Origin of the sequence: Methylocaldum sp. GT1BB (genome assembly GCF_051027545.1) — a bacterium.
GTDB lineage: Bacteria > Pseudomonadota > Gammaproteobacteria > Methylococcales > Methylococcaceae > Methylocaldum.
In genome coordinates this window covers 1,728,756-1,749,194 of sequence record NZ_CP194902.1, presented here as the reverse complement: position 1 = coordinate 1,749,194, position 20,439 = coordinate 1,728,756, and the positions used below count along the sequence as shown (strand labels likewise).

General features: G+C 63.3%; 20 protein-coding genes. 1 reads left to right on the top strand and 19 read right to left on the bottom strand.

Going from position 1 to position 20,439, the window contains the following annotated elements:
* Positions 1 to 210: 210 nt before the first annotated feature.
* The 18 genes from ACR2TX_RS09230 to nrtS form a co-directional block, all read right to left on the bottom strand.
* A complete protein-coding gene (locus ACR2TX_RS09230) occupies positions 211 to 531 on the bottom strand; it encodes a hypothetical protein (protein WP_434131898.1) in 321 nt (106 codons plus the stop codon).
* A gap of 1 nt (position 532) precedes the next feature.
* Positions 533 to 1,048, bottom strand: a complete 516-nt coding sequence (locus ACR2TX_RS09225) for a phage baseplate assembly protein V (protein ID WP_077729989.1) — start codon at positions 1,046 to 1,048, stop codon at positions 533 to 535.
* Positions 1,045 to 2,184 (bottom strand): hypothetical protein, encoded by a 1,140-nt coding sequence (locus tag ACR2TX_RS09220; protein WP_434132446.1) that lies wholly within the window; start codon positions 2,182 to 2,184, stop codon positions 1,045 to 1,047. The genes ACR2TX_RS09225 and ACR2TX_RS09220 overlap by 4 nt, the downstream gene beginning before the upstream one ends.
* A gap of 309 nt (positions 2,185 to 2,493) precedes the next feature.
* Entirely contained in the window at positions 2,494 to 2,859 is a 366-nt protein-coding gene (locus ACR2TX_RS09215) for a LysM domain-containing protein (protein WP_156880490.1), read from the bottom strand.
* A gap of 95 nt (positions 2,860 to 2,954) precedes the next feature.
* Positions 2,955 to 3,614, bottom strand: a complete 660-nt coding sequence (locus ACR2TX_RS09210) for a hypothetical protein (protein WP_156880492.1) — start codon at positions 3,612 to 3,614, stop codon at positions 2,955 to 2,957.
* The gene (locus ACR2TX_RS09205) at positions 3,611 to 3,949 is read right to left on the bottom strand and encodes a hypothetical protein (protein ID WP_156880494.1); all 339 of its coding nucleotides are present in this window, start codon (positions 3,947 to 3,949) and stop codon (positions 3,611 to 3,613) included. The genes ACR2TX_RS09210 and ACR2TX_RS09205 overlap by 4 nt, the downstream gene beginning before the upstream one ends.
* Before the next feature lie 53 nt (positions 3,950 to 4,002).
* A complete protein-coding gene (locus ACR2TX_RS09200; RefSeq protein WP_347258975.1) occupies positions 4,003 to 5,748 on the bottom strand; it encodes an eCIS core domain-containing protein in 1,746 nt (581 codons plus the stop codon).
* A gap of 211 nt (positions 5,749 to 5,959) precedes the next feature.
* Positions 5,960 to 7,255, bottom strand: a complete 1,296-nt coding sequence (locus ACR2TX_RS09195) for an eCIS core domain-containing protein (RefSeq protein ID WP_434131895.1) — start codon at positions 7,253 to 7,255, stop codon at positions 5,960 to 5,962.
* Positions 7,252 to 7,509, bottom strand: coding sequence for a hypothetical protein (locus ACR2TX_RS09190; RefSeq protein ID WP_434131894.1), 258 nt, complete (start codon positions 7,507 to 7,509; stop codon positions 7,252 to 7,254). Before ACR2TX_RS09190 ends, ACR2TX_RS09195 begins: the two co-directional genes overlap by 4 nt.
* Positions 7,506 to 9,431 carry an ATP-binding protein gene (locus ACR2TX_RS09185; protein ID WP_434131891.1) on the bottom strand — a complete coding sequence of 642 codons (1,926 nt, stop codon included), beginning with the start codon at positions 9,429 to 9,431 and terminating at the stop codon, positions 7,506 to 7,508. The genes ACR2TX_RS09190 and ACR2TX_RS09185 overlap by 4 nt, the downstream gene beginning before the upstream one ends.
* A complete protein-coding gene (locus tag ACR2TX_RS09180) occupies positions 9,428 to 10,729 on the bottom strand; it encodes a DUF4255 domain-containing protein (protein WP_434131889.1) in 1,302 nt (433 codons plus the stop codon). Before ACR2TX_RS09180 ends, ACR2TX_RS09185 begins: the two co-directional genes overlap by 4 nt.
* Positions 10,726 to 11,448, bottom strand: coding sequence for a hypothetical protein (locus ACR2TX_RS09175; protein WP_086134060.1), 723 nt, complete (start codon positions 11,446 to 11,448; stop codon positions 10,726 to 10,728). Before ACR2TX_RS09175 ends, ACR2TX_RS09180 begins: the two co-directional genes overlap by 4 nt.
* Positions 11,445 to 12,158, bottom strand: a complete 714-nt coding sequence (locus tag ACR2TX_RS09170; protein ID WP_434131888.1) for a hypothetical protein — start codon at positions 12,156 to 12,158, stop codon at positions 11,445 to 11,447. Before ACR2TX_RS09170 ends, ACR2TX_RS09175 begins: the two co-directional genes overlap by 4 nt.
* 5 nt (positions 12,159 to 12,163) lie before the next feature.
* Positions 12,164 to 12,688, bottom strand: coding sequence for a phage tail protein (locus tag ACR2TX_RS09165; protein ID WP_077729977.1), 525 nt, complete (start codon positions 12,686 to 12,688; stop codon positions 12,164 to 12,166).
* 16 nt (positions 12,689 to 12,704) lie between these two features.
* On the bottom strand, positions 12,705 to 14,303 hold the full coding sequence (locus ACR2TX_RS09160) for a phage tail sheath family protein (RefSeq protein ID WP_434131886.1): 1,599 nt from the start codon (positions 14,301 to 14,303) through the stop codon (positions 12,705 to 12,707).
* 61 nt (positions 14,304 to 14,364) lie between these two features.
* Complete coding sequence (locus ACR2TX_RS09155) at positions 14,365 to 14,757, bottom strand: hypothetical protein (RefSeq protein ID WP_077729975.1); 393 nt, start codon at positions 14,755 to 14,757, stop codon at positions 14,365 to 14,367.
* Between the two features lie 245 nt (positions 14,758 to 15,002).
* The gene (locus tag ACR2TX_RS09150) at positions 15,003 to 16,067 is read right to left on the bottom strand and encodes a cobalamin-independent methionine synthase II family protein (protein ID WP_434131883.1); all 1,065 of its coding nucleotides are present in this window, start codon (positions 16,065 to 16,067) and stop codon (positions 15,003 to 15,005) included.
* Positions 16,068 to 16,133: 66 nt separating this feature from the next.
* A complete protein-coding gene (gene nrtS / locus ACR2TX_RS09145) occupies positions 16,134 to 16,358 on the bottom strand; it encodes a nitrate/nitrite transporter NrtS (RefSeq protein ID WP_133718773.1) in 225 nt (74 codons plus the stop codon).
* Between the two features lie 196 nt (positions 16,359 to 16,554).
* Between nrtS and ACR2TX_RS09140 the strand changes: the two genes are divergently transcribed.
* Positions 16,555 to 17,049 (top strand): MerR family transcriptional regulator, encoded by a 495-nt coding sequence (locus ACR2TX_RS09140; RefSeq protein WP_168175393.1) that lies wholly within the window; start codon positions 16,555 to 16,557, stop codon positions 17,047 to 17,049.
* A gap of 319 nt (positions 17,050 to 17,368) precedes the next feature.
* Here ACR2TX_RS09140 and ACR2TX_RS09135 read toward each other — a convergent pair whose 3' ends face one another.
* Entirely contained in the window at positions 17,369 to 20,194 is a 2,826-nt protein-coding gene (locus ACR2TX_RS09135) for a PAS domain S-box protein (protein ID WP_434131881.1), read from the bottom strand.
* Positions 20,195 to 20,439 lie beyond the last annotated feature (245 nt).

Sequence of the window (20,439 nt, the reverse complement as noted above, 5' to 3'; positions counted from 1 at the left end):
GATGTTAGCTATCAGCTGTCAGCTTTCAGCGATCAGTTATTCTTCTCGTTCCCACGCGTGGCGTGGGAATGCCGTTCTGGCGCGCCGCGCCCCGTCACGGCCCGCAGCGCGGGCCGAATCGGTTCCCACGCAGCGCGTGGGAACCAGAAATCAACTCGCTGTCAGCTTTCAGTTCTCGGCTGACAGCTGACGGCTGATAACTGTCAGCTATCAAGCTCCTATCACCCGCGTCTGCGCCGCCACCGGCAGAAGCGGCGTACCGTTCGGCGCGCAAACGGCCCGACTGTCCATCAGCACCAGCGGCTGGCCGTTGGAAAAGACCCGCGTGGCCGCCACCACCCACTGTCCGGTGACGCAGGGCACCGGGCCGCCGCTCACGTTGAACGGGCAGCCGGCGATGGCGTAGGGCGCGGCCATGGTTACCGTGGGCTGGCCGCTCACCAGCACCCTCGGGTTCGGAGCGGTGGGCGTTGCCGTGCCGCCGTGCGCGCACAGTACCGAAGCGCCGACATGCAGAAGCGGTCCGGGCATCTCAGACCACCGTCAGCGCGCCGTTGTTGATGGTCACGGTCGGCCCGACGAGGGTGATCATCGCGCCCTTGCCGTTCTGGATGTAGATGCCGGTGTCGTTGACGATCAGCGTCGCCCCCGTGGCGCTTTTCAGCATGATGCCGCCGGTGGGACCCGGCAGGTCCGAAATCGTCAGTCCGTTCTGCAACGGCGTCTGCAGGGTGATGGCGGACAGGCCCGGCGGCGTGGCGCGGGCCAGCGCCGGCACTTCGGCCCCGCTGCCCCAGAAACAGCCCACCCAGATCGGATAGTCCGGATTGCCCTGCTCGAATTCGATCCACACGCCCGAACCGATAATGGGCAGGGCGAACATGCCGTTCTGGATGCCGGCGATCGGCACGCAGGGCATGGCCCAGGTCGCCGGAGCGAGGCCCGCCACGTCCGGCACCTGCACCTGCAAGCGGCCCTGCTGCAAGGGATCGATGTTGTTGAGCACCATGCCGCGGTACTTGCCGTAATACTTGCCGCTCTCGTTCATACGGGCACCCTCGGCGTGATGGAAACCAGGCCGTTCCGCGTGAGCCGAAAGCTCTGCTTGAACTCGCCGCGCTTGAGAGTGCTGGTGACGCTCTCGACGTAGTAGAGCCCGTCGTAGGCCACGCCCGCACCGCGTACTCCCACCAGTTGCCGGGCCTTGAGCACCCGGCCGTAGCGCAGCACGTCCAGGCTGCCGTTGGCGCTGACCGCGTCCTGCGACTTCTTGGCCTCCGCGAGTCCCTTGGAAATCGCCTGCATGGGATTCATCTTGGCGGTGTCCTTGAGCACGGTAAGATTGGCGATGGGCGTCGGCAACGCACCCAAGGGCGGTTGCAAGGGATTGAGATTGGGGATGGGAATCGGAATCGGCACACGGGTCAGCTGGTTCTGAATGAAGACCACCGGCAGCACCCCCTTGGTGGGATCGAAGGAAAAACTCAGCGACTCCACGTTGGTCAGTGCGTCCATGTCCACGTTGAGCGCCGGCTGCGGCACGCCCACTTTGATCTCGGGTCCGAAGTAGGCGATGTTGGTGCCGGGCGCCGGCCCCGGTTCGACGTAAAAGACGTAGCCCACCTCATCCGCCAGTTGCCGGATGTATTGGAGATCCGTGCCTTGCTGGGCGGGAATCTTGTCGACGGGAATGGGCACGTCCGGGAACAGCACGGGGATCACCAGCGGAATGAGGCCGAACGGCGCGTACTTGGCGCACAACAGCGCCACCCGCGCCTCGATCGGCAGCGCCGGGAACGGCAGGCCGCTGAAATCCAGCATGTCCATCGCCTTGGTGAGGTCTTCGCCGGTGACCGTCACCGTGCCGGGAGCCCCGTTGCTTCCCGCCTGCACCTCGACATTGGTCATGACGCCGTCGAACAGCGGCTGCGGCGTGCCGTTCAGGGTCACGATCAGCATCACCCGCAGCGGCGGCGTCGCGGGACCGGTACTCTGCGCCCCGGCGATCAGAAAAATCGTGTTCAGCTCCGACTTGCTGCTGAACTGGAACGAAAGCTGGAAACCGCTGGCCGCGCCGGCCGCCGTGGTGACCTGCACGCTGTCGAGCGCATCCATCACCACCCGCGGAGCCGGAATGGGCACCACCGGGCCCATCAGCAAGGTGAGCTGAATTCCGTTTTTCATTGATAACCCCAAGACTTGCGGCTGCGCGGCACCGCCCCCACAGGGCAAAGGTATCTACACAAATCGTCACCCCGGGAGGGAATGCCGGGGTCCAGAAGCCATGGATGGCAGAGGCGTGTCACTTCCCTGTGCTCTGGATTCCGGCACAAATTCGCAAGGAGCGAATTTGGACGTGCTAAGCACGGTCCGAAGGACGAGCCCCAGGGAAGGGGCGAGCAATCCCTGCCGGAACTACGGCTTTGTGCATTTAGGTAGATACCCCTACCCACAGAGGGGATGAAGCCCGCATCAAGACGGCTCTGCAGCGGGTTAGCCAGCATCCGCCCCCCCCGGAATGCCTTCCGGCAAGGTGATGCGCAGGCGCCGCCCGGCGGTCTCGGTCAGTTCCTCCGGACGCATGGCGCGGTTGGCGTCGCAGATGCGCCAGTATTGCAGCGGGTCGCCGAGATAGCGCGCGGCCAAATTGTCCAGCCGGTCTCCCTCGACCACCGTGTGCTCCTGCAGCAGCGCGAAGTTCTCCGGCGGCGGCACGAAGCGGCGTTTCAGATACACCACGGTCGTGCCGTCCGGCCGCGTAAGCTGGGCCGCCGCGATGCCGTGGTAACGGCTGGTGGCGGGAAACAGCGGCGTGACCAGGACGTTGGCTTGTAGAAAGGCTTGGATTGGATCAGTCATTAGTTAGCTCTCGGTAGTTAGCTGTCAGCCGTCAGCTTTCAGGTTTCAGCATTCTGCGATTCCAACTTATCTGCTGACCGCTGATAGCTGACGGCTCATTCAATCCCTCCGATACCAAGTGCCGCGAAGCTGCCCGGCTGGGCCTTCGCCGCGAGTTGTTCCTTGGTTTGCAGATAGCTCATGAACAGGCTTCCGCCCTTGTGGGCGAAGCCGAGGTCGTCCACCGAGAGCACGCGCAGCCCCAGGCTCACCTTGGCGCGGATCGGGTTCAGCGCGGGATCGAAAGCCTCCTCGGTGATCGAGAAGTCCGTCAGCCGCACCGGCACCACACGGCTCTTGCTCCACACGAACAGCATCAGCGGCGCCTCCATGGGCGCTATTTCCAGCGTCCCGGAACTGGCCTCGGCATCGACCCGCAACAACTGGGCGCTGGTCGGATGCGCCAGGGATTCGAGCACCGCCAGTTGAGGCTGGATGCCGTGCTCGACCACGGCGCGATGCTGGTCCGGAAACTCCAACTGGTCGGCGGCGTCGATCTCGGCGTCCAGCTTGATCGTCTCCACCGCCGGCCCCTTGAAGCGCATCGGCTCCGAGCGGTTGACCGCTTCCCCCCCGGCCGACTGGATCTGCAATGTGCGCGACAGCGAGTCCGGGTTGTACTGCAGCGAAATGATGCGCAGCACTCGCGCCGACTCGGGATCGATCAGCACCAGGCCGCCCTTGAGGACACGCGGAGAATTGGGAAAGGTGGTCATTCAGGCACCTCGGGCACTCTCGGTTTGCGATCGGGCAGATCGACCTTGGGCGGCTTGGGTTTGGTGCCCGAACAATCCTCCGTATCGCCGCTGAGGTTGTAGATACTGCCGTTGCACTGATCACAGGGCGTATTGTCCGGCGGATTGATGAGGGTCCTCCCCCTGGAGTTGATCTTGACCAGGTTGGTCTGCCAGCCCAGGCACCAGGTGATGGCGTCCTTGAAACCGCGCGTGCATACCTTGAAGGCCGTGCTCAGCGCCTGTACCGGCGTTCCGGAAGCGCCGAAATTGCAGCCATGGTCGGAAGTCGGGAACCTAGTTGTGCTTGCGTGCATGTCGTTCTTCTACCGCTCTTCATATCAGGAAACTGCAAACCTCATCGGGAGATCTAGGGCGGCCCCCGGTGGCAGATTTTGTCGTGCCACCACACCGTATCGGTTCCGGACTTGAGGCCATACTTCGGCTTAACGCCGTAAGTGCTGCCCTTGGCATGGCCTAACGGAGCTAAAAAGTTCGCGATTCCGTCATAGAACCGTTGCAGGTCGAAGCAACGGGGGTCGCAGTGGCCGCCGGCAAACGCGTCTTCGACAAAGTGGGTCGTGGTCATGGGCCATACCCCCGCCGCGACTGCCGCTCTCAGATACATCAGGGTCGTATTCCAATATTGTTCGGCCGAGTAAGGGGGATCGGGGAGCGGCAAAATATCGGGATTCGAAGGATCGCAGGTGTTCTCGCTTTTCGCGCCTTTCTTGACACCCACCTGTACGAGCTCGACCGAAACCGTCGCTCTCGCCCGCTGCGCGCGGGCTTCGAGCACGGGTCCGATCACCTTGCAGCCTGATGTCAGGTCCGCCTCTTTACCCTTTACGGCGACCGCCGCCGCGCCTTCCTTCTTCTCCCGCCGGCAGATCTCTGCGACGGCCCAATTGCCCGTGGAGAAAATCTTCCCGCTCGTCGCATCCAACTTGTCCTTCGCACCTTTTTTCTCATCTGCAACCTCCTTTGCGCTCAAGGGAAGCCCAGTCAACGCATCAGCCAAGGCTTTGTCTTTTGCTGCCGTATTCGTTGCTTTCCAGACTTTGCGTAATGCGGTCTCACGGTCTGCTTCCCGAAGCAGGTCCTCGCCCTTTTCAAATTCGGTGGTGGTCGGGCGGCGAGGATCGTAGAAATCCGGGCGCTGGATGATTTCCTGCCCGGTAGCGGGCACGAAAACGTTTGGACCGCTGCCCAGAGGGCCCCGTGCTTTCTTGGCTTCCGTCTCCAAATGAGCCCGGGAGCTGGCCCCAGATGTGTCATGCAACAAGAACTTGGCGCCTGCGACGGAGCCGAAGGATTTGACGGGAGCAACTCCGATATCCTGAAACAGCGAGATGGCCAAACCCTGTTTTTCATCCTTAGGAATGGTTTTTCCCGCCCAATCATCTTTCTTCGCCTCCTTGGTACCCTTGTCGTCCGGGTCACGGAAAAGCCGATCCGGCGTGCCGCCCGCCAGGGATGAAATCGGGAGCCGGTCACTTCTATCGGCTCTTTGACCGGAGCCTGTTCCCGCCGCACCCGACTGCTGCACCACGTGCGTCAGCTCATGCGCCAGCAGGCGCTGCCCCTCGCGCGTCTCCGGCGCGAACCTACCGGTGCCGAACACGATGTCACGTCCCACGGTATAGGCGTGGGCGTCGACCTCCCGAGCCGAGCGCTCGGCGTTCGCGCCGGTGTGTATGCGTACCCTGGAAAAGTCATAACCAAAGCGCTGTTCCATATCCCGACTCAGTGCCGGCTCGAGCGGCCGGCCGGAACCGGCCAAGATCTGGTCGACACTGGTGGGCACCGCTTCGCCGGCTGACTGCCTAGCGAACCGCTGGATACGCAACGGCGCGACACGGACGGCGGGCCGCGCCGGCATCGCTAGCACCTGATCGGCGATCCGATCCGCTTCCCGTTCGTACGCGTCGTCGGGTTCGCCAACCGCCAGCTTGGTCTGGATGCCCGCCATGCGCTTCTTGCCGCATTCCTCGCATTCGCCGCTCAGACCAGGCGAGCCGCCGCAGGCGCACTTGCGCTGCAAGAGTACGCCGCGTCCCGTTACTGACGAGGCTCCGGCGGTGTTCTTCGGCTGTGTTCCCGTGTACGTAATCATCGGTCTATACCTTGGACGGCGCTCCTCAGAATCTCCGGTTTATTCTTAAAAACAATTCCGACGCTGACCTCGTTCGTGCGAAGCGGCCTCCATTCCTCTTGCACCGCTTGTCGGGATTCTTGTCCCTCGACCCCGACCAACGCTGCTATAGGGTGAGCCTCCCATTGATGGGTTTCGCTGCGCTCTACCCATCCTACGCAAGGCTCTCCAGCTACGGGCATTTCTTGGCGTCCTGACCCTTGCAGGGATTCGACACCATGAACCCCTTGGTCTTGAAGCGTTCACAACATACGTTTTTAAGGGCGGATGCACTGTATGAGACTTGGACTTTGGTGCCGCCCTCTACAGAGTGATAGTTGATCTTTCTGATCGTGTCCTGCTTGGCTACATGCACACAAGCCAGCGAGCCTAAACTCAGGCTGCCTTCGTGAATGGCCTGGTTGCCGGTCTTCGGCCCCTCGACAAAGAACACCGCGAAATTCATTGTCGCTTTCGAAGTGTCTTTGAAGTACTTGCCGGCGCGCTTATGGCCGGTGATTTGTTCCGCCTTCGGAACCGACGTGTGGTGATATCCACAGCCCTCGATGCGCGTGACGGTGTGCGCTCCACTATCGGTAAGTCCTTGGGACGCCTTCCCTCCGACGATTCCCACCTTGATATCAGCTAGGCTGACGGGGCTGGAAAAGTACTTAGCCGCAAGTTCGCCGGTTGGTACCAAGTCTCCGTCCGCGTCCGTCGTTGTTCCGGTGAAATCAATGCTTATCTTTTGTATCCAGGGCTTTTTGTTCTTGTCGGTTTTCATCGTGAATGAATCCTCGACGTCCGCCCCATGGTCGCAAGCGCCGAAGTTGGCGCTAGTCTTTGGCCGATAAGGCATGATGGCCAGTTGTGGCTTGTTGTGAGCAACACTGCTCCAATCTGGATCTGATTGCTGAACGACATGGGTCAATTCATGGGCAATCAAGCGTCGTCCTTCGTGCGTCTCCGGTATGAACCGACCCGTACCGAACACTATGTTCTGACCAACTGTGTAGGCATGGGCGTTCACCTCCAGCGCCGATTGCTCGGCGGCTCCGCCCAAATGCACTCTTACTCGTGAAAAGTCGTGGCCGAAGCGTTGCTCCATGTCCTGCCGTAACGCGGGCTCCAGTGGCCTGCCGGGACTCGCGAGGACTTGATCGACGCTGGCAGGCGCAACCTCCATTTGCCCCGAAGGTCTCCCGGTAAAACGCTGGATGCGCAGGGGCGTCGCACCAGCCGCAGGGTGTACCGGCATCGCCATCACCCGATCGGCGATCCGGTCCGCTTCCAGCTCTAATGGGTCGTTACTCGCACCTACCGAGAGCTTGCGCTGCAACGCGCGTGATTGGCACTCGTCGCACATTTCCCCCAGTGGAGATTTCGAGGAGCCGCAGGCGCATTTGCGCTGGAGCAGTCCGTCGGCGACGGACACGGCCGAAGCTTTGGGCTTGGCGGGTGCGGTTTGAAGGGCTGCGGCGGCGCTCATCGCCCGGTCTCCCGCGCAATACCCCGAGCTAACTGCGCCCCCACAGTCACCGGTTTTGACTCCGTTTCGATGCGAACTCCGCCTACCTTGAGCCGCGGTAAACTTCCTCGGGACACGAAATGCGCCGCGGCATTCGGTTCGGCGAGGAGAAGACGGTTCAATTCCTCGCGCAAGCCCTCGGCAATGGCGTGTCGGTCCTCGTGCCGAAATCCTTTCAGCACCAGCCGATCGATATGCACTACGACACGCTTCATACCCACCCCCGCGTTTCCACGTCCGTCAGGGGCCGCTCGCGCTTGGCGGCTTCGTCGTAGGCGGCGCGCAACAGGTGCGGCATGCGTACCGGTTCCGCGGCTTCGGCGGCGAAAAAGGCGGCGTTGAGGGCGATGTTCCGGATGTTGCCGCCGGCGACGTGGAGCCGGGCGAGCTTGGCGGGGTCGAGCCCCTCGGTCGGGGTGGCGGCGGGAAAGATGCCGCGCCAGATGGCTTCGCGCTCCGCGGCGTCCGGGAAGGGGAACTGGACAACGAAACGCAGCCGGCGCTGGAAGGCCGTGTCCAGAGCCGCCTTCTGGTTGGTGGTCAGGATGGCGAGGCCGCGGTAGGCCTCCATGCGTTGGAGGAGATAGCTCACCTCGATATTGGCGTAGCGGTCGTGGCTGTCCTTGACCTCGCTGCGCTTGCCGAACAGCGCGTCGGCCTCGTCGAACAGGAGGATGGCGCCGCTGTCCTCGGCGGCGTCGAACACCCGCCTGAGATTCTTCTCGGTTTCGCCGATGTACTTGCTGACCACCGAGGACAGGTCGATGCGGTACAGGTCCAGGTGCAGCTCGTTAGCCAGCACTTCGGCGGCCATGGTCTTACCGGTGCCGCTCTCGCCGGCGAACAGGGCCGAGATGCCTAGCCCGCGCGCGCCTTTGCCGGAAAAGCCCCAGTCCTCGTAGACCTTGAGCCGGTGCCTCACGTGGGCGGCTATCTGGCGCAGCGTGGCTTTTTGCGGCTCGGGCAGTATCAGATCGTCCCAGGTGGCGGCGGAGTCCAGCCGCTGTGCCAAATCATCGAGCCGGGTTCGGCCCAGCGTCCGGCAGGCTCGCCAGAGTTCTGCGTCGGGATGGGAGCTCGCGGCCAAGGTCGCGCGCAAGGCCGTGCCGGTGTTCGAAATCGTCTCGGCGCCCAATCGGAACTGGCCGGCAACCCCCTCCAGCGCGCCGTTGAGCCGGGTAACCGCATTCCCCAAGGCCGCTTCCCACAGCCGTTTTTGCTCACTGGCGTCGGGTTTGTTGACGACGAACCGCAGGTTCGCCCGGTGTACGGCCAAGGGTTCGGGGGCGGAGAGGAACACCAGGCCGCCGAGCCGTTCGGCCAGCCGAACCGCCGGTCCGTAGGCCGTTTCTTCCCGGTCGCAGTCGATCAGCAGCGCGGCTTCCAGCAACACCGCCTCCCGCTGCCACAACACGGCCAGCGAATCCAGTTCGTGGACGGCGGCGGGAACGTCTCCGGCCCGCAGAACGCAAAGCTGCAAACCCATCGCCGAGGCGACCCGAGCCGCGACGTCCTGCCGTCCCGAGGCGTCATCCCCTGCCAGTTGCACTATGGGCCAGGATTCGCGTCTTTCAAAGGCTTCCAGCACCGCTTCGGCGACCCTGAGTTGAGATTCGGCCATCGCCCGGACCGGCGGGCGCGGCTGCAACAGCGGCTGCAGCCGAACATCGAGATAATTCACCCCGGCGAGATAGTGCAGGACCCGCTCGTCCATCTTCAGGCGGGCGGCGCTGAGTCCGGCGTTCTCGTCCACCTCGATCAGCCGCCAGCGTCGCAGCGGGCGGGCCGGCGTAAGCGCGCTCCAATGGGCGTCTTCCAGGACGGCGAGCGCCAGGCCGAAAGTGACATGCGTCCTGGAAGGCTGACCCTGGGCAGCCGCGCAACGGGCGGCCAGTTCGCTGTCCATCTCCGCCCCGGCGCAGAGGAGGATCAGGTCGCGCTCAAAAGGACTCAGATCGAACCGTTCGGCCAGGTGGTCGATGGCGGCGGGCGCGGGCATCGCGGCCCTTGCATTATCCAAAGCGGCCGGATCATCGCTCCCGTGCCCGTCGAGCCGCGCCTTCAGGCGGGCGAATTCCGCCGTCAGCAGGCGCTGGTTACCGGCGGTCCAGTCGTGTTCGAACTCCCGGGCGTTCATGTGATGGTAATCCGGCGATCGAGGAACACCGGCGGTTTGGCCGCGCGGTCGATGATCGGGCTGTCTATCCCGTCGATCCGGAGCCGTGCCAAATGGGAGCCGACCGGTGCGTCCTCGATCACGAAATTGAGCGCGGTAACCGGCGGGACGTAAGCCACCGGAGCGAACTCCTGCTGGCCCAGCACCAGAACCGCCCGCTGTCCGGCGCGCAAGGCGGGATGGAAATTCAGCGTGAAACTGGCAGTTCCGTTGCCATCGCGGACCACGTTCATGGGCAAGCCGGTGATGTCGGGAGCCAGCGTCAGGGCGAGCCGGTTGGTCTCGCGCGGCTCGGTCTCACCCGGACGGACCAGCCGCGCACCGACACGCCAGACCCCGACCGGAAAGCTGGCTGCCTGCGCCACCGGGATGGAAAACCGAATCAGCGCGGCGCCCCCCGTTCCCATGGCAGCGATGCTCTGCTCCACCTCGAAACGATCGTTGCTAAGCAACACCGTGCGCCCGGTCCCGTCCAGGTGGTGGCCTTCGAGATCGATGGTCTCTCCCAGCCGCGCCACAGGCTGACCGCCGGACGGCTTGACCGCTTCCAGCATGGGCAGCGACGGCACCAGGCCGGGTTCCACCACCACGCCGCGGTCACGTTGGGTGATCGGATCGATCGGACCGCGGGACAGCACCGGGAGGGGCGAACGGACGGGCTCGGCAGCCTCGATAAGCACCACGCTCGCCAGGTAGGCGGCGGTGGGCCGGTAATGGCTCTGGATCGCGGTCCAGAGCTTGGACATTTCCTCGGTATTGAGATACGCCGGGGTTATCTTGATCTGCTCGATCTGGTCCGCCAGGCCCGACTCGGCCAACGCGCGCTGCAGCGGGGTGCCTGGCGGCGGTGAGGGAGTCAGGGCGTTGCGGATCGCCTGGCGGGCGAGCACCGGGGTTTCGTGCAGGAATTGCATGGCGTAGCCGAGCAGGATCTCGGCGTGCAAGTCGCCGCTGCTGTAGGCCGAAATGAGATAGTGCAGGTCGAGTGCAAGGGGCGGATTGGAAAGGCGATGCCGACCCGAGGCGTCGCGCGAGGGCAGGCCCTCGTTGCGCCAGCCGGTGTTGGGCGTGACCTGGTGCAGGAACAGGTTGAGCTGGGAAGCTTCGCTGCCGTTGGGCGGCACCACCCGGTCGGGCGGGCCGACGCTCACCGACACCGAACTGCCGATGACGCCGGCCACGTTCTGATTGATCAGGCCGTCGTTGAGCAGGTCGCGCAACACGGCGGTGACTCCGGCGATGGCGAGCGCGCTGCTCATGGGCGCTCTCCCCGCCGCCGCGCCAGGTATTCTTCCAGGGTCATCGGCTTGGCCGACGGCGGCGTCCGGCGCTTGGACGGAGGCGCTTCGTGCACCGCGGTGACCTCGATCCGGCCTATGGTCACGTGCACCTCGGTGGATTCCCCGGCCCGGCTTGCCGAGACGGCGCCCCGTGAGGAATCCGGCGGCCGATTCCCCGCATTCCATGCCGGCGAATGCATGGCCCGTTGCGGAGGAAGAAGCGGCTCGACCATGTGTGCCAGGCCATGGACATTGACTCGTCCTTCGCGATCGGCAGAATCGCCCTCGATCATCCTGCGGGAGCTGCGAGGCACGAGGTCTGCCACGGATTCAGCAGACGATTCCTCAAGGCTTTCTGCATCCATAAAGCCCGCTTGCCCCGTCTCGGCTGCGACCGGCGTCGGGCCGATGCTCGCTCTGGGTACGTCCGGAACAAAGGCCGCATGGTCGGCGACGCGTGCTTCGAAAGCGGGCTTGTCCGGTACGTTCTCCGGAACATCGAGCCGCCGCACCGGGTCCTCTACGGTCCACTGGCGGGCAGACCGGCTGTCGCCGGGAACCGAGTTCGGCAGAACGGCTTCCGGCAACTCCGGTTCGACCAGGGCGGGCGGCGGCGCATAGGGCAGCCGTGCGGCGGAATGGACGCTTTGCGTAAGGCCCATGGCCCGTCCGACGAGACGCTGCACGAATCCGCTCATGATGCGTCCACCATTTCGAGATAGATCGCGCGCCGCTCGGGCGAGAGCGCCAGAATCTCGGGTTCGGTCCAACTGTAGGCGCGGGCGAGACGATGAACTTCGGTCAGCAGCGCGCGGGCACGGGCCTCGATTTCCTCCCAGAGCAGCGCGCCGATGTCGAGGCCCGCCACCCACCGGTGTCCGCAAGCCTCGCAGGCCAGCTCCAGGGCGATGTCGGCCATGGGGTCCAGCGCTTCCAGCCCGGCCTCGACTTCGGCCCGCAGATCGGCGTCTTCGGTCCAGGCCGTATTCCCGCCGTCGACCCGGCAGCGGTCGAGAAACTTCCGGCTCGCCGTCTCCACGTCATGTTCCCCCGCGACCGCTGCAAGATCGCGGCTCGAAGGCGGGCGGAAACGGAAACCGGCGACCTCCAACTCGGAACGCCCGTCGCCCTGCCCCGTGCCGGCGAGCAATTGCCGGCTATCGAGCGCGAACTCCAGCCGTTCGCCGCAGCGCTCGCAGTCCAGGTACGCCTCGATGCGGGATCCGAAGCTGGCCTCGCGTAGGCCCAGCAACGCGGTGTTGATCACACCCAAGGGGAGATCGGGGAGGCGGGAGGACGGAAGGTCCGGACGGGCGAAACCGCCCAGCAACAGCGCCCGATCGATCGGGTGCCGCGTTCGACCGCGCTCCCACAGCGCCAAGAGTTCCGCTTCGCTCGGAGCCCGCATGAGCTTCAATCCGGTTCGGTGAAGCTAGTCTCGGCGGGCTCGGTCACGTCGTAATCGCGCTCCCAGCCCTCGTTCTCGAGCTTGATGGTCTGGATCGCCACGGCGTTGGCATTGGCGTCGAGATCGGGCAGCGCCTGGTACTCGGACACCCAGCAGCGGAACACCTTGTAGGCCAGCGCGAGTTGCCCGGCCTCGTTGTAGACCTCGATGATGATGTCCTTGCGGAAATCCTTCAGCGAGACCTCGGCGCCCAGGCCGGAGCCGAAGTTCCACACCTTGTTCGCCCATTTCTCGAATTCGGTATCGTGGGTGACGCCCCGTTCGAGCGTGATGGCCTCGAACTTGGTGCGACCGGGAGACTTGCGCGAGGTGGAAGGGTCGCCGCCTTCGCGGTGTTCGACCATCTCGGTGGAGCGCTTGAGAGCGCCCACCTTGGAGATGCCGGCGACGTAGCGGCCGTCCCATTTCACGCGGAATTTGAAGTTCTTGTACGGATCGAAACGCTGAGCGTTCACGGAAAACTGCGCCATCTTGAATTCTCCCCGGTTAAGCCTGAATCTGTCCGGCCAACTGCTGGATGCGGATCACCACGAATTCGGCGGGCTTGAGCGGAGCGAAGCCCACCAGGATGTTCACGATGCCCAAATTGATATCGTTCTGCGTGGTGGTCTCGCGGTCGCACTTGACGAGATACGCTTCCCTGGGACTCTGGCCCTGGAAAGCGCCCTGGCGGAACAGGTTCTGCATGAACGCGCCCACGTTGAGCCGGATCTGCGCCCAGAGGGGTTCATCGTTGGGCTCGAACACCACCCACTGGGTGCCGCGGTAAAGACTTTCCTCGAGAAAGAGGGCCATACGCCGCACCGGCAGGTATTTCCATTCCGAAGCGAGCAGATCGGCCCCGACCAGGGTGCGGGCGCCCCACACGACCTTGCCGGCGACCGGAAAGCTGCGCAGGCAGTTGAGGCCCAGGGGATTCAAGCGCCCGTTCTCGCCGTCGGTGAGGGTGTAGGTGAATTCCTGGACCCCGGAGAACGACGCTTCCAGGCCGGCCGGCGCTTTCCACACGCCGCGCTGGGCGTCGGTCCGCGCCATGATCCCGGCCACTGCGCCGCACGGGGCGAAGCTGCCCAGGCGATTCTCGTTGAGGGGGTCCGGCATTCGGAGCCGCGGGAAATACATGACCGCGTTGCGGGCGTCGTCGTTGCCGATGGTTCCGCGGACCCCGTTCACCCCGGCCTCGGCCGTGGCGACCGCCGTGCTCGGATTCGCGGTCCAGGCCGCGGGCGGGTCGACGATCAACATCGCCCGGCGGTCCTGGCAGTAACTTGCCGCGGCGGCCCAGGTCGCGTTGTCGACATCCGGCCACGACGCACCGGTGCCGGCCGGCGGCGTATCCCGCTCCGTTCCCAGAGGCGGAATGCAGAGCAAGTTGAACAGGTCGACCGGCTCCAGGGCATGGATCCCGGTGCGTTGATTCGGATCGCCGGTGATTTGCCCGTCGACCAGCGGGTCTCCGTCGTCGGTGGCGTTGCCTACCGCCGCTTGCGTGGCGTCGGTGGGGCTTTCGCCGTCCGGTGCCGAGGTACGCACCCTCACGAAACTCGACCCCTGGGCGAGAACGGTATCGACGAAGCGCGGATCCGTGACCTTGCCCGACACGTTGCGGAAACGCTCGGAGGCGATCACCCGTGTGCCGCCGGGGCGGTCGAGCTGCTCGACGGTCAGGTTGAACAGGGCCGTGTCGCCCGGATCGCGGGTTTCGTGATCCACCGTAGCGCGCAGGGCGGCACCCCAGGTGCCTGGGCTGGATGCTTCCAACACCAGGTTGCCGGTCGTCGTGACCAGGGTGATGGTCGCGGTGCTGGCCGCCACGTCGCCATTGAAGACCCGCACGATGATCGCATCGCTCCCGCCGTGCTGGAAGAAATGGCTGACGGCATAGCTCATGGTGCTGGCCTGCCACAAACCGCCGAAGAGGCGGGTGTACTCGGCGAAGCTCTGGATGCGAACGGCTTGGTTCACGGGGCCTTGCAACGCCCTTCCGATGAAGGCGGTAATGGAGGTGGCCACGCCCGTGATGGTTCGAACGCCGCTGGGCACTTCTTCGATATAGACACCGGGATAGGTAAGAGCAACGGGCATGGCGATCTCTCCGTATCGACTGGTTGGTTAAGAACGGGGACCTGCATCCCCGGCCGTCATATCAAGGCGTGGCATCCCGCGCGACGAGGATCTCGACGCTGGCGGGCTTGTCGGAGCTGCTATTGGTGAATTTCATTTGGCGTGGCGCCACGCCGAACAAGGCGACGCCGCCACCGGAGAAGATTTGGGGACTGTCCAGTGTCAGAGAGGAGGAATCGGTGGTCCCGTCACTGACCTTGAAGCTCAGATGCGTACCGTAAGCGGAAGACTTGATCACCAGAAGGTGAATGGCGCTGCTTCCCCCCGGTTGCAGGTCGATGACCTTATCGCTGTCGCCCGGCTGGATCGAAACCTCGATCCGGTCGGTTGCCTCGATCTCCTGAGGCGGGCGGGAAAGAGTCACCGCCGCGCTGCCACTGACCTGTATCGTGAGCGACCAACTCAGAGTTGCCATGAGCTTTCTCCTTTTTTATTTGAGCGTCATGAGCCTTTCCCGAGCGGTAATACGCCTCTTGAGGACCCTTTGTCAAGGCCGAGAGACATCCGTCGATATCTTGAGACGGAATACGAGATTTACGCAGTCGTAACCATCACGGCAGCCGGACATGGCGTACCGGGTGACGGGAGAACAGGCGGGCCATCAAAGCGCCAAAGCCTGACCGACTTTCCATGTCCCTGTCTTCCAAGCCTCTCGATCGGCTATCGTTCCAGAATGAGCTCGGCTAGCTTCGTACCCAGCACTCTCGATCGAATCTTTCCGAACGCCGTATCGCGGCCGGTCGAGGTGTCGTCCTCGAACGGCGAAAAGCCGCAATCATCGGTCGTTCCCAGTTGATCGAGCGAAAGGTATTCTGCGGCCTTCAACACGCGATCGCGCACCGCCTCCGGCGTCTCGACCTCCGGATTGAGCACGTCGATCACGCCGACGAAAATCCTCTGCCCCGGCCACACATGCCGCCGAAGCGCGGCGAGCGCGCGGTCGGACTGTTTTTCGCTGGCCAGCTGAACGTAAAAATTGTCGGCCTTGAGCTCGAGCAAACTCGGCAAGAGTTCGGCATAGTCCACGTCCGCACTGTGGGTCGAGTCGCGGTCGCCGCCGGGGCAGGTATGAACGCCGATGCGCCGCCGCTCCTCGGGAGTGAAATGATCGAGCACGCGATTGTTCAAAGCGATGAATTCCCGAAGCAACCGCTTCGAGGGATCGAGCTTGACCGCGAGCCGACCCTCCGTGAAATCGATCTGCACGCGATAGGCTCCCGCCTCGAGACAACCCCGGATATCCCGGGCGGCTTCCCGGACGAGGTCGTCGAGGAAAGCTTCCCGAGGATAGCCTTCGATCCCGTCGGGCGGATAGATCAGACTGAGCGCCGAAGCCGAAATGACGGCCTGCTTCACGGGCAATGAGGTCAGGCGTTGGGCAGCCCGGAGGTATTGGTCGGCGTACGTCGCATAGCGAAACGGCTCCGCCGTCAACCGCGGCAACTGGCGCGTATGGCCATCGGCAAACGTAATGACCGCGCCGTCCGGGGCGATGTTGGGAAGGCCCTGTAGCGGATAAGTGGCAAAGCTCGGCTTGGTTTGTTCGCCATCCGTAACGACTGGCGACCCGGTGTCTTCGAAGCGGCGGAGGGTATCGCGCAGAGCCTCCTCGGACACCGTCGCCAGTCGTTCCGAGGAAGCTCGACCGGCACGAAACTCCCGCAATAACGCAAGAAGCTCCGGAGGACGGGGAATGCTGCCTATCGGTTCAGTTGGAATCGTCATGGTATTCTCCGCAAGATAACGAAATGGAGGAGATCACTTTCGGCCGCAAAGTGTCTCTATCAGCGTTCATGCCGAGCGGCCGTTCTGTCGGGTGCTCCCGGACACGGCACCATAGGTGGCGACAAGAAAAGGCACCGCATACGTCAAAATCGCCTGCGTCAAATTCCAGGGCGACGCGCCCAGGAGAGCCTCGGGTTGGTTGATAAGATTCAAGAGCGTGCCGACGACCAGGGTAACCCGCAGCGAGCGAGGATAAACTCCGCCCGTCAGCGCCAACCGGTGACAGGCCATCACTTTCGTCCTGTAACGGAATAACATGTCAACCCAAAAAGCCTTGTTTGCTCGCATTCCTGAAGCTCATCAATATCTATATTTAATTAAAATTCATTAATATAAAACCAATCTTGGATGGAAACCTTATAACTCGGCTCCATCCGATGCGTCAACAGAATCTTCCGTAAACGTCAAATATAGAGATGTAATGGTTATGCGCCTCCCTCCGCGCGACCAGCGCGACATGCTGAAGATCGGCGAGTTAGCCGAAGACCTGGGAACCACGCCCAGAACTATCCGCCTGTACGAAGAACTGGGCCTGATCGCGCCCGAACGGACCCGTGGCGGGACCCGGCTTTACCGCAAGAAAGACGTCAAACGCATGGCGATCGTCCTCCGGCTTGCCCGCTTGGGGATGGAATTGAGCGATGTCCAGCGGCTCGCTTGCGTTCGCGAGCAATGCGGCTCCGGGGCGGAAGCCGTATCGAAGGTATTGCCGCTCCTGGATGAACTGCGGGGATGGATTGATTCGACCCGGAGCGAGCTGGAATTGGTGGAACGCGATCTTGAACGGGCTGAGATGCTGATTCGCCAATGCAGCCGATGCCCGAATCGGCCCAATCGCCTGGATTGCCCGCAATGTCCCGTCGACCGGGATGTCGACTTGACGGATCTCGCCCGTCTTATTTGGGATCCGACCAGCCCCTGATCCGGAACGCCTATCCGGCTATGCCGCAGGACCGGCATTGCCCAAGCGGGCGAGGCGTTCAATGTCACCGGCCCATCACGGGCTACCCGGATATCGCCGTCGGAAAATTCGAGCAGCAGGCCGCGAGGCCGCAACCCACCGCGCGACCTCGGATCGGTGGGTTACGCGGAGCCTGTCGCGAGCGGAGCCGAGGGGCTATCCCACCATCGATGGGTTTCGCTTCGCTCTACCCATCCTACGATGAATGTCCATTCGAATGCCGAATGGAATTAGCCGCCACCAGGATTCAACGCGGCGACTCGTGCAGAGACGGCCTGGCTTACGGAACCGCGGCTTCCGAGATCGCGGCGTCGGCCGAAGCGGCGGCGGCCAGCGGCAGATACACCACGAACTCGCTGCCCCGTCCCGATCCCTCGCTGTGGACCTCGACCCGGCCGCCGTGCAGCTCGACCAGGCGGCGCACCAGGGCCAGCCCGATTCCCAGCCCCCCTTGAGACCGGTCGAGGGTACGGTCGACCTGGGTGAAAAGATCGAACACGTGGGGCAACATCCCGGCCGAAATACCGACACCGGTGTCGCGGACGCGGACGACGGCCTCGTTGCCCATTTGCGCCGCCGTGAGATGAATGTGTCCGCCGGCAGGCGTGTACTTGGTGGCGTTGTTGAGCAGATTGGCGAAAATCTGGGCAATCCGCACCGGGTCCGCATCGAGAAGCAAGGGTTCCGGCGGGAGGGAAACGCTCAGATCGTGGTCGTTTGCCTGGATGAGCGGCTGATTGGTTTCAACGGCATGACCGATGACAACCGCCAGATCGACTCGCTCCTTCTTGAGCTCGATCTTGCCGCGGGTGATGCGGGACACTTCCAGGAGATCGTCCACCAGCCGGACCAAATGGTTCACCTGGCGCTCCATCATCGTGAGCATGGCACGAGTGCGTTCGTTGGCCACAGCTTCGGCGTCGGATCTTTGCAGCACGTACAGGGCATTGCGGATCGGGGCCAGCGGATTTCTCAGCTCGTGCGCCAGCATCGCCAGGAACTCGTCCTTCTGGCGGTCGGCAGCGCGCAAGGCTTCCTCCATGTGGTGGCGCTCGGTCATGTCGGTTACCAGCGCCACCAGGTGCGCCGGCACATCCGCCGATTCACGCAGCAGCGAAACGAACTTGCGCACCCAGACCGTTTGGCCGTCCTTGCGCAGGTAGCGGTTTTCCATTTCGAAGTAAGGAAGTTCCTCTTCCCGCAGGCGGCGGAGCGCGGAAAAATTGGCGGCACAGTCGTCGGGATGCACCAGGTCGGGCAAAACGAGGTGACCGAGTTCCTCCTGGGTATAGCCGAGCAGAGTGCAAAATGCGGGATTGCACTTCAGAACATGTCCCTCTTCGTCGGTGATGGCGATGCCGGTCCCCGCATGCTCGAAGATGGCGCGGAAGCGCTGCTCGCTGGCGCGGAGGGCCTCGTCGGCGCGCTTGCGCTCGGTGATGTCGTTGAAAAGAATCGCCACTTTTCGTTCCTCCGGCGCGCCGATCCGAAAGGCGTAAACATCGTAATAACGGTGGAGCTGCGCCGCGCGGTTTTCGAAACGCATCGGCTCGCCCGTCAAGGCGATCCGGCCGTAAATCTCGAACCAGTGTTCCTCGTGCAGAGGGGCGATTTCCCGCATCCGTCTGCCGGCCGCGTTGGGAATTCCCGTCTGGCGTTCAAATGCCGGATTGACGGTCAGGAACCGGTAATCCACGGGTTTTTCGTTTTCATCGAACAACACTTCGATGGTACAAAACCCCTGGTCTATGGACTCGAACAGGGCTCGGTATTTCTCTTCCGACTCGCGCACCGCGTTCTCGGCCACCTTGCGGTCGGTGATGTCCTCGGTAAAAAGGATTATCCCGCCGATGGCGCCATCCGCCCCGCGCCACGGCCGCACCTCCCAACGCTGCCATTGGACGGTTCCATTGGTTCGGACGAAGTGGTCTTCGTCGGCGGTAACGACTTCGCCGGCCAGTGCGCGGCGATGGGCGTTTCTCCAGCGCTCGGGAATCTCGGGGAAGACGTCGTAATGGGAACGGCCCCGCACCTCGCCTTCGAGACTGTAATCGTCCAGCCAACGGCGGCTGACGGCGAGATAACGCATTTCACGGTCGAACATGGCTACCGCCGCGGGTGCATATTCGATAAACAGCCGTAGCCGCTCCTCGTTCTCGCGTGCCTCCGCCGTACGTTCGAGCACGCGGGCCTCGAGCTCGCCGTAGGCGCGCTCTAAACTGAACAGCGCCTGCCGGTGTTGCCGGGTAAGGGCGGCGACCACGAGCGCCGAGAAGGCGACGATGACCAAGAACATCTGTACCAGCCACTGCCGCTCATCGGGAGCGAAGTCGGGATTTGCGAACAGCCCGAGCCCGCCCGCCGTGTAGCGCACCGCCATGACCGTCAGGATGGCCATGGTCAGCGCCATTCCGAAAATTTCGAAGCGCAGCGTGGCCCACAGCAGGGGCAGCATGATGATGTAGCCGTACGGAAATCGGCCGGTGAAGACGAGGTGGGCAATAGCGACGAACACGGCGATCATCGTCCCGGCTTCAACCCAGCGAGCGACTTGGATGTCCCGCCATTTCCATCGAGCCTGAAAGACCTCCAGGACCAGGGGAGCCACGATCAGGACGCCCACGCCGTCGCCGACCCACCAGAGCGGCCAAACCCAGGTGAACGCCTGCCACCCGAGCGCGGCCAAGATCGCGGCACCCAGCGTTGCACTGAGGACGGGGCTCAACAACGCGCCGAAGAGGATCAGCACCAGCACCTCGCGCAACCCGCGCAACTGAAACGGCGCGCCGCACCAGCCGCGCACCAGGCTTGCGCCGACCAGTGCTTCGAGCGTATTGCCCAAATAGATGGAAAGAGCGGCGGAAAGCGGAATGTGGAACAGCCACAGGTCGCCGGCCGCTTCGGCGGGCAATCCGGCCAATATCCACCAAGGCCAATGGCGTTTCTCGCTCAACAACAGCACCGCAAGATAGAGACCGCTCGGCGGCCACAAGGTTACGCCCGATCCGGGCAGCAGCGTCAGCCAATGGCCGAGCCAGGAGCCCAGCAGGTAGGCGGCGGCGAATAAGGCAAGGTGAAGGAATTTTGGGCGGGGCGACTCGAACACGGCTTTACCAGGGTCGTAATTACGGGGCAGGCAGGCAGATGGACCGATCGATTTCGGGGGAGTGGAAGACCGATCTTCCCCGCGTCATGCCCTGGATATCCAGGCGTTTGCCCGGCTCAACGGGCGCGCCGGCAGGAGTTGTAATCTCATCCTAATGTACAGAAAGGGTGTTCCGTTTGAATCAACGCATTTTCGCATTTGGTTCGAAGCGAAGGAAGGGTCAACGGCTCGCGGTAACGGAACCG

Excerpts from the sequence above, each read along its gene's own strand:
- ACR2TX_RS09230 (WP_434131898.1), bottom strand. The coding sequence starts at position 531 with ATGCCCGGACCGCTTCTGCATGTCGGCGCTTCGGTACTGTGCGCGCAC.
- ACR2TX_RS09225 (WP_077729989.1), bottom strand. The coding sequence starts at position 1,048 with ATGAACGAGAGCGGCAAGTATTACGGCAAGTACCGCGGCATGGTGCTC.
- ACR2TX_RS09220 (WP_434132446.1), bottom strand. The coding sequence starts at position 2,184 with ATGAAAAACGGAATTCAGCTCACCTTGCTGATGGGCCCGGTGGTGCCC.
- ACR2TX_RS09215 (WP_156880490.1), bottom strand. The coding sequence starts at position 2,859 with ATGACTGATCCAATCCAAGCCTTTCTACAAGCCAACGTCCTGGTCACG.
- ACR2TX_RS09210 (WP_156880492.1), bottom strand. The coding sequence starts at position 3,614 with ATGACCACCTTTCCCAATTCTCCGCGTGTCCTCAAGGGCGGCCTGGTG.
- ACR2TX_RS09205 (WP_156880494.1), bottom strand. The coding sequence starts at position 3,949 with ATGCACGCAAGCACAACTAGGTTCCCGACTTCCGACCATGGCTGCAAT.
- ACR2TX_RS09200 (WP_347258975.1), bottom strand. The coding sequence starts at position 5,748 with ATGATTACGTACACGGGAACACAGCCGAAGAACACCGCCGGAGCCTCG.
- ACR2TX_RS09195 (WP_434131895.1), bottom strand. The coding sequence starts at position 7,255 with ATGAGCGCCGCCGCAGCCCTTCAAACCGCACCCGCCAAGCCCAAAGCT.
- ACR2TX_RS09190 (WP_434131894.1), bottom strand. The coding sequence starts at position 7,509 with ATGAAGCGTGTCGTAGTGCATATCGATCGGCTGGTGCTGAAAGGATTT.
- ACR2TX_RS09185 (WP_434131891.1), bottom strand. The coding sequence starts at position 9,431 with ATGAACGCCCGGGAGTTCGAACACGACTGGACCGCCGGTAACCAGCGC.
- ACR2TX_RS09180 (WP_434131889.1), bottom strand. The coding sequence starts at position 10,729 with ATGAGCAGCGCGCTCGCCATCGCCGGAGTCACCGCCGTGTTGCGCGAC.
- ACR2TX_RS09175 (WP_086134060.1), bottom strand. The coding sequence starts at position 11,448 with ATGAGCGGATTCGTGCAGCGTCTCGTCGGACGGGCCATGGGCCTTACG.
- ACR2TX_RS09170 (WP_434131888.1), bottom strand. The coding sequence starts at position 12,158 with ATGCGGGCTCCGAGCGAAGCGGAACTCTTGGCGCTGTGGGAGCGCGGT.
- ACR2TX_RS09165 (WP_077729977.1), bottom strand. The coding sequence starts at position 12,688 with ATGGCGCAGTTTTCCGTGAACGCTCAGCGTTTCGATCCGTACAAGAAC.
- ACR2TX_RS09160 (WP_434131886.1), bottom strand. The coding sequence starts at position 14,303 with ATGCCCGTTGCTCTTACCTATCCCGGTGTCTATATCGAAGAAGTGCCC.
- ACR2TX_RS09155 (WP_077729975.1), bottom strand. The coding sequence starts at position 14,757 with ATGGCAACTCTGAGTTGGTCGCTCACGATACAGGTCAGTGGCAGCGCG.
- ACR2TX_RS09150 (WP_434131883.1), bottom strand. The coding sequence starts at position 16,067 with ATGACGATTCCAACTGAACCGATAGGCAGCATTCCCCGTCCTCCGGAG.
- nrtS (WP_133718773.1), bottom strand. The coding sequence starts at position 16,358 with ATGGCCTGTCACCGGTTGGCGCTGACGGGCGGAGTTTATCCTCGCTCG.
- ACR2TX_RS09140 (WP_168175393.1), top strand. The coding sequence starts at position 16,555 with ATGCGCCTCCCTCCGCGCGACCAGCGCGACATGCTGAAGATCGGCGAG.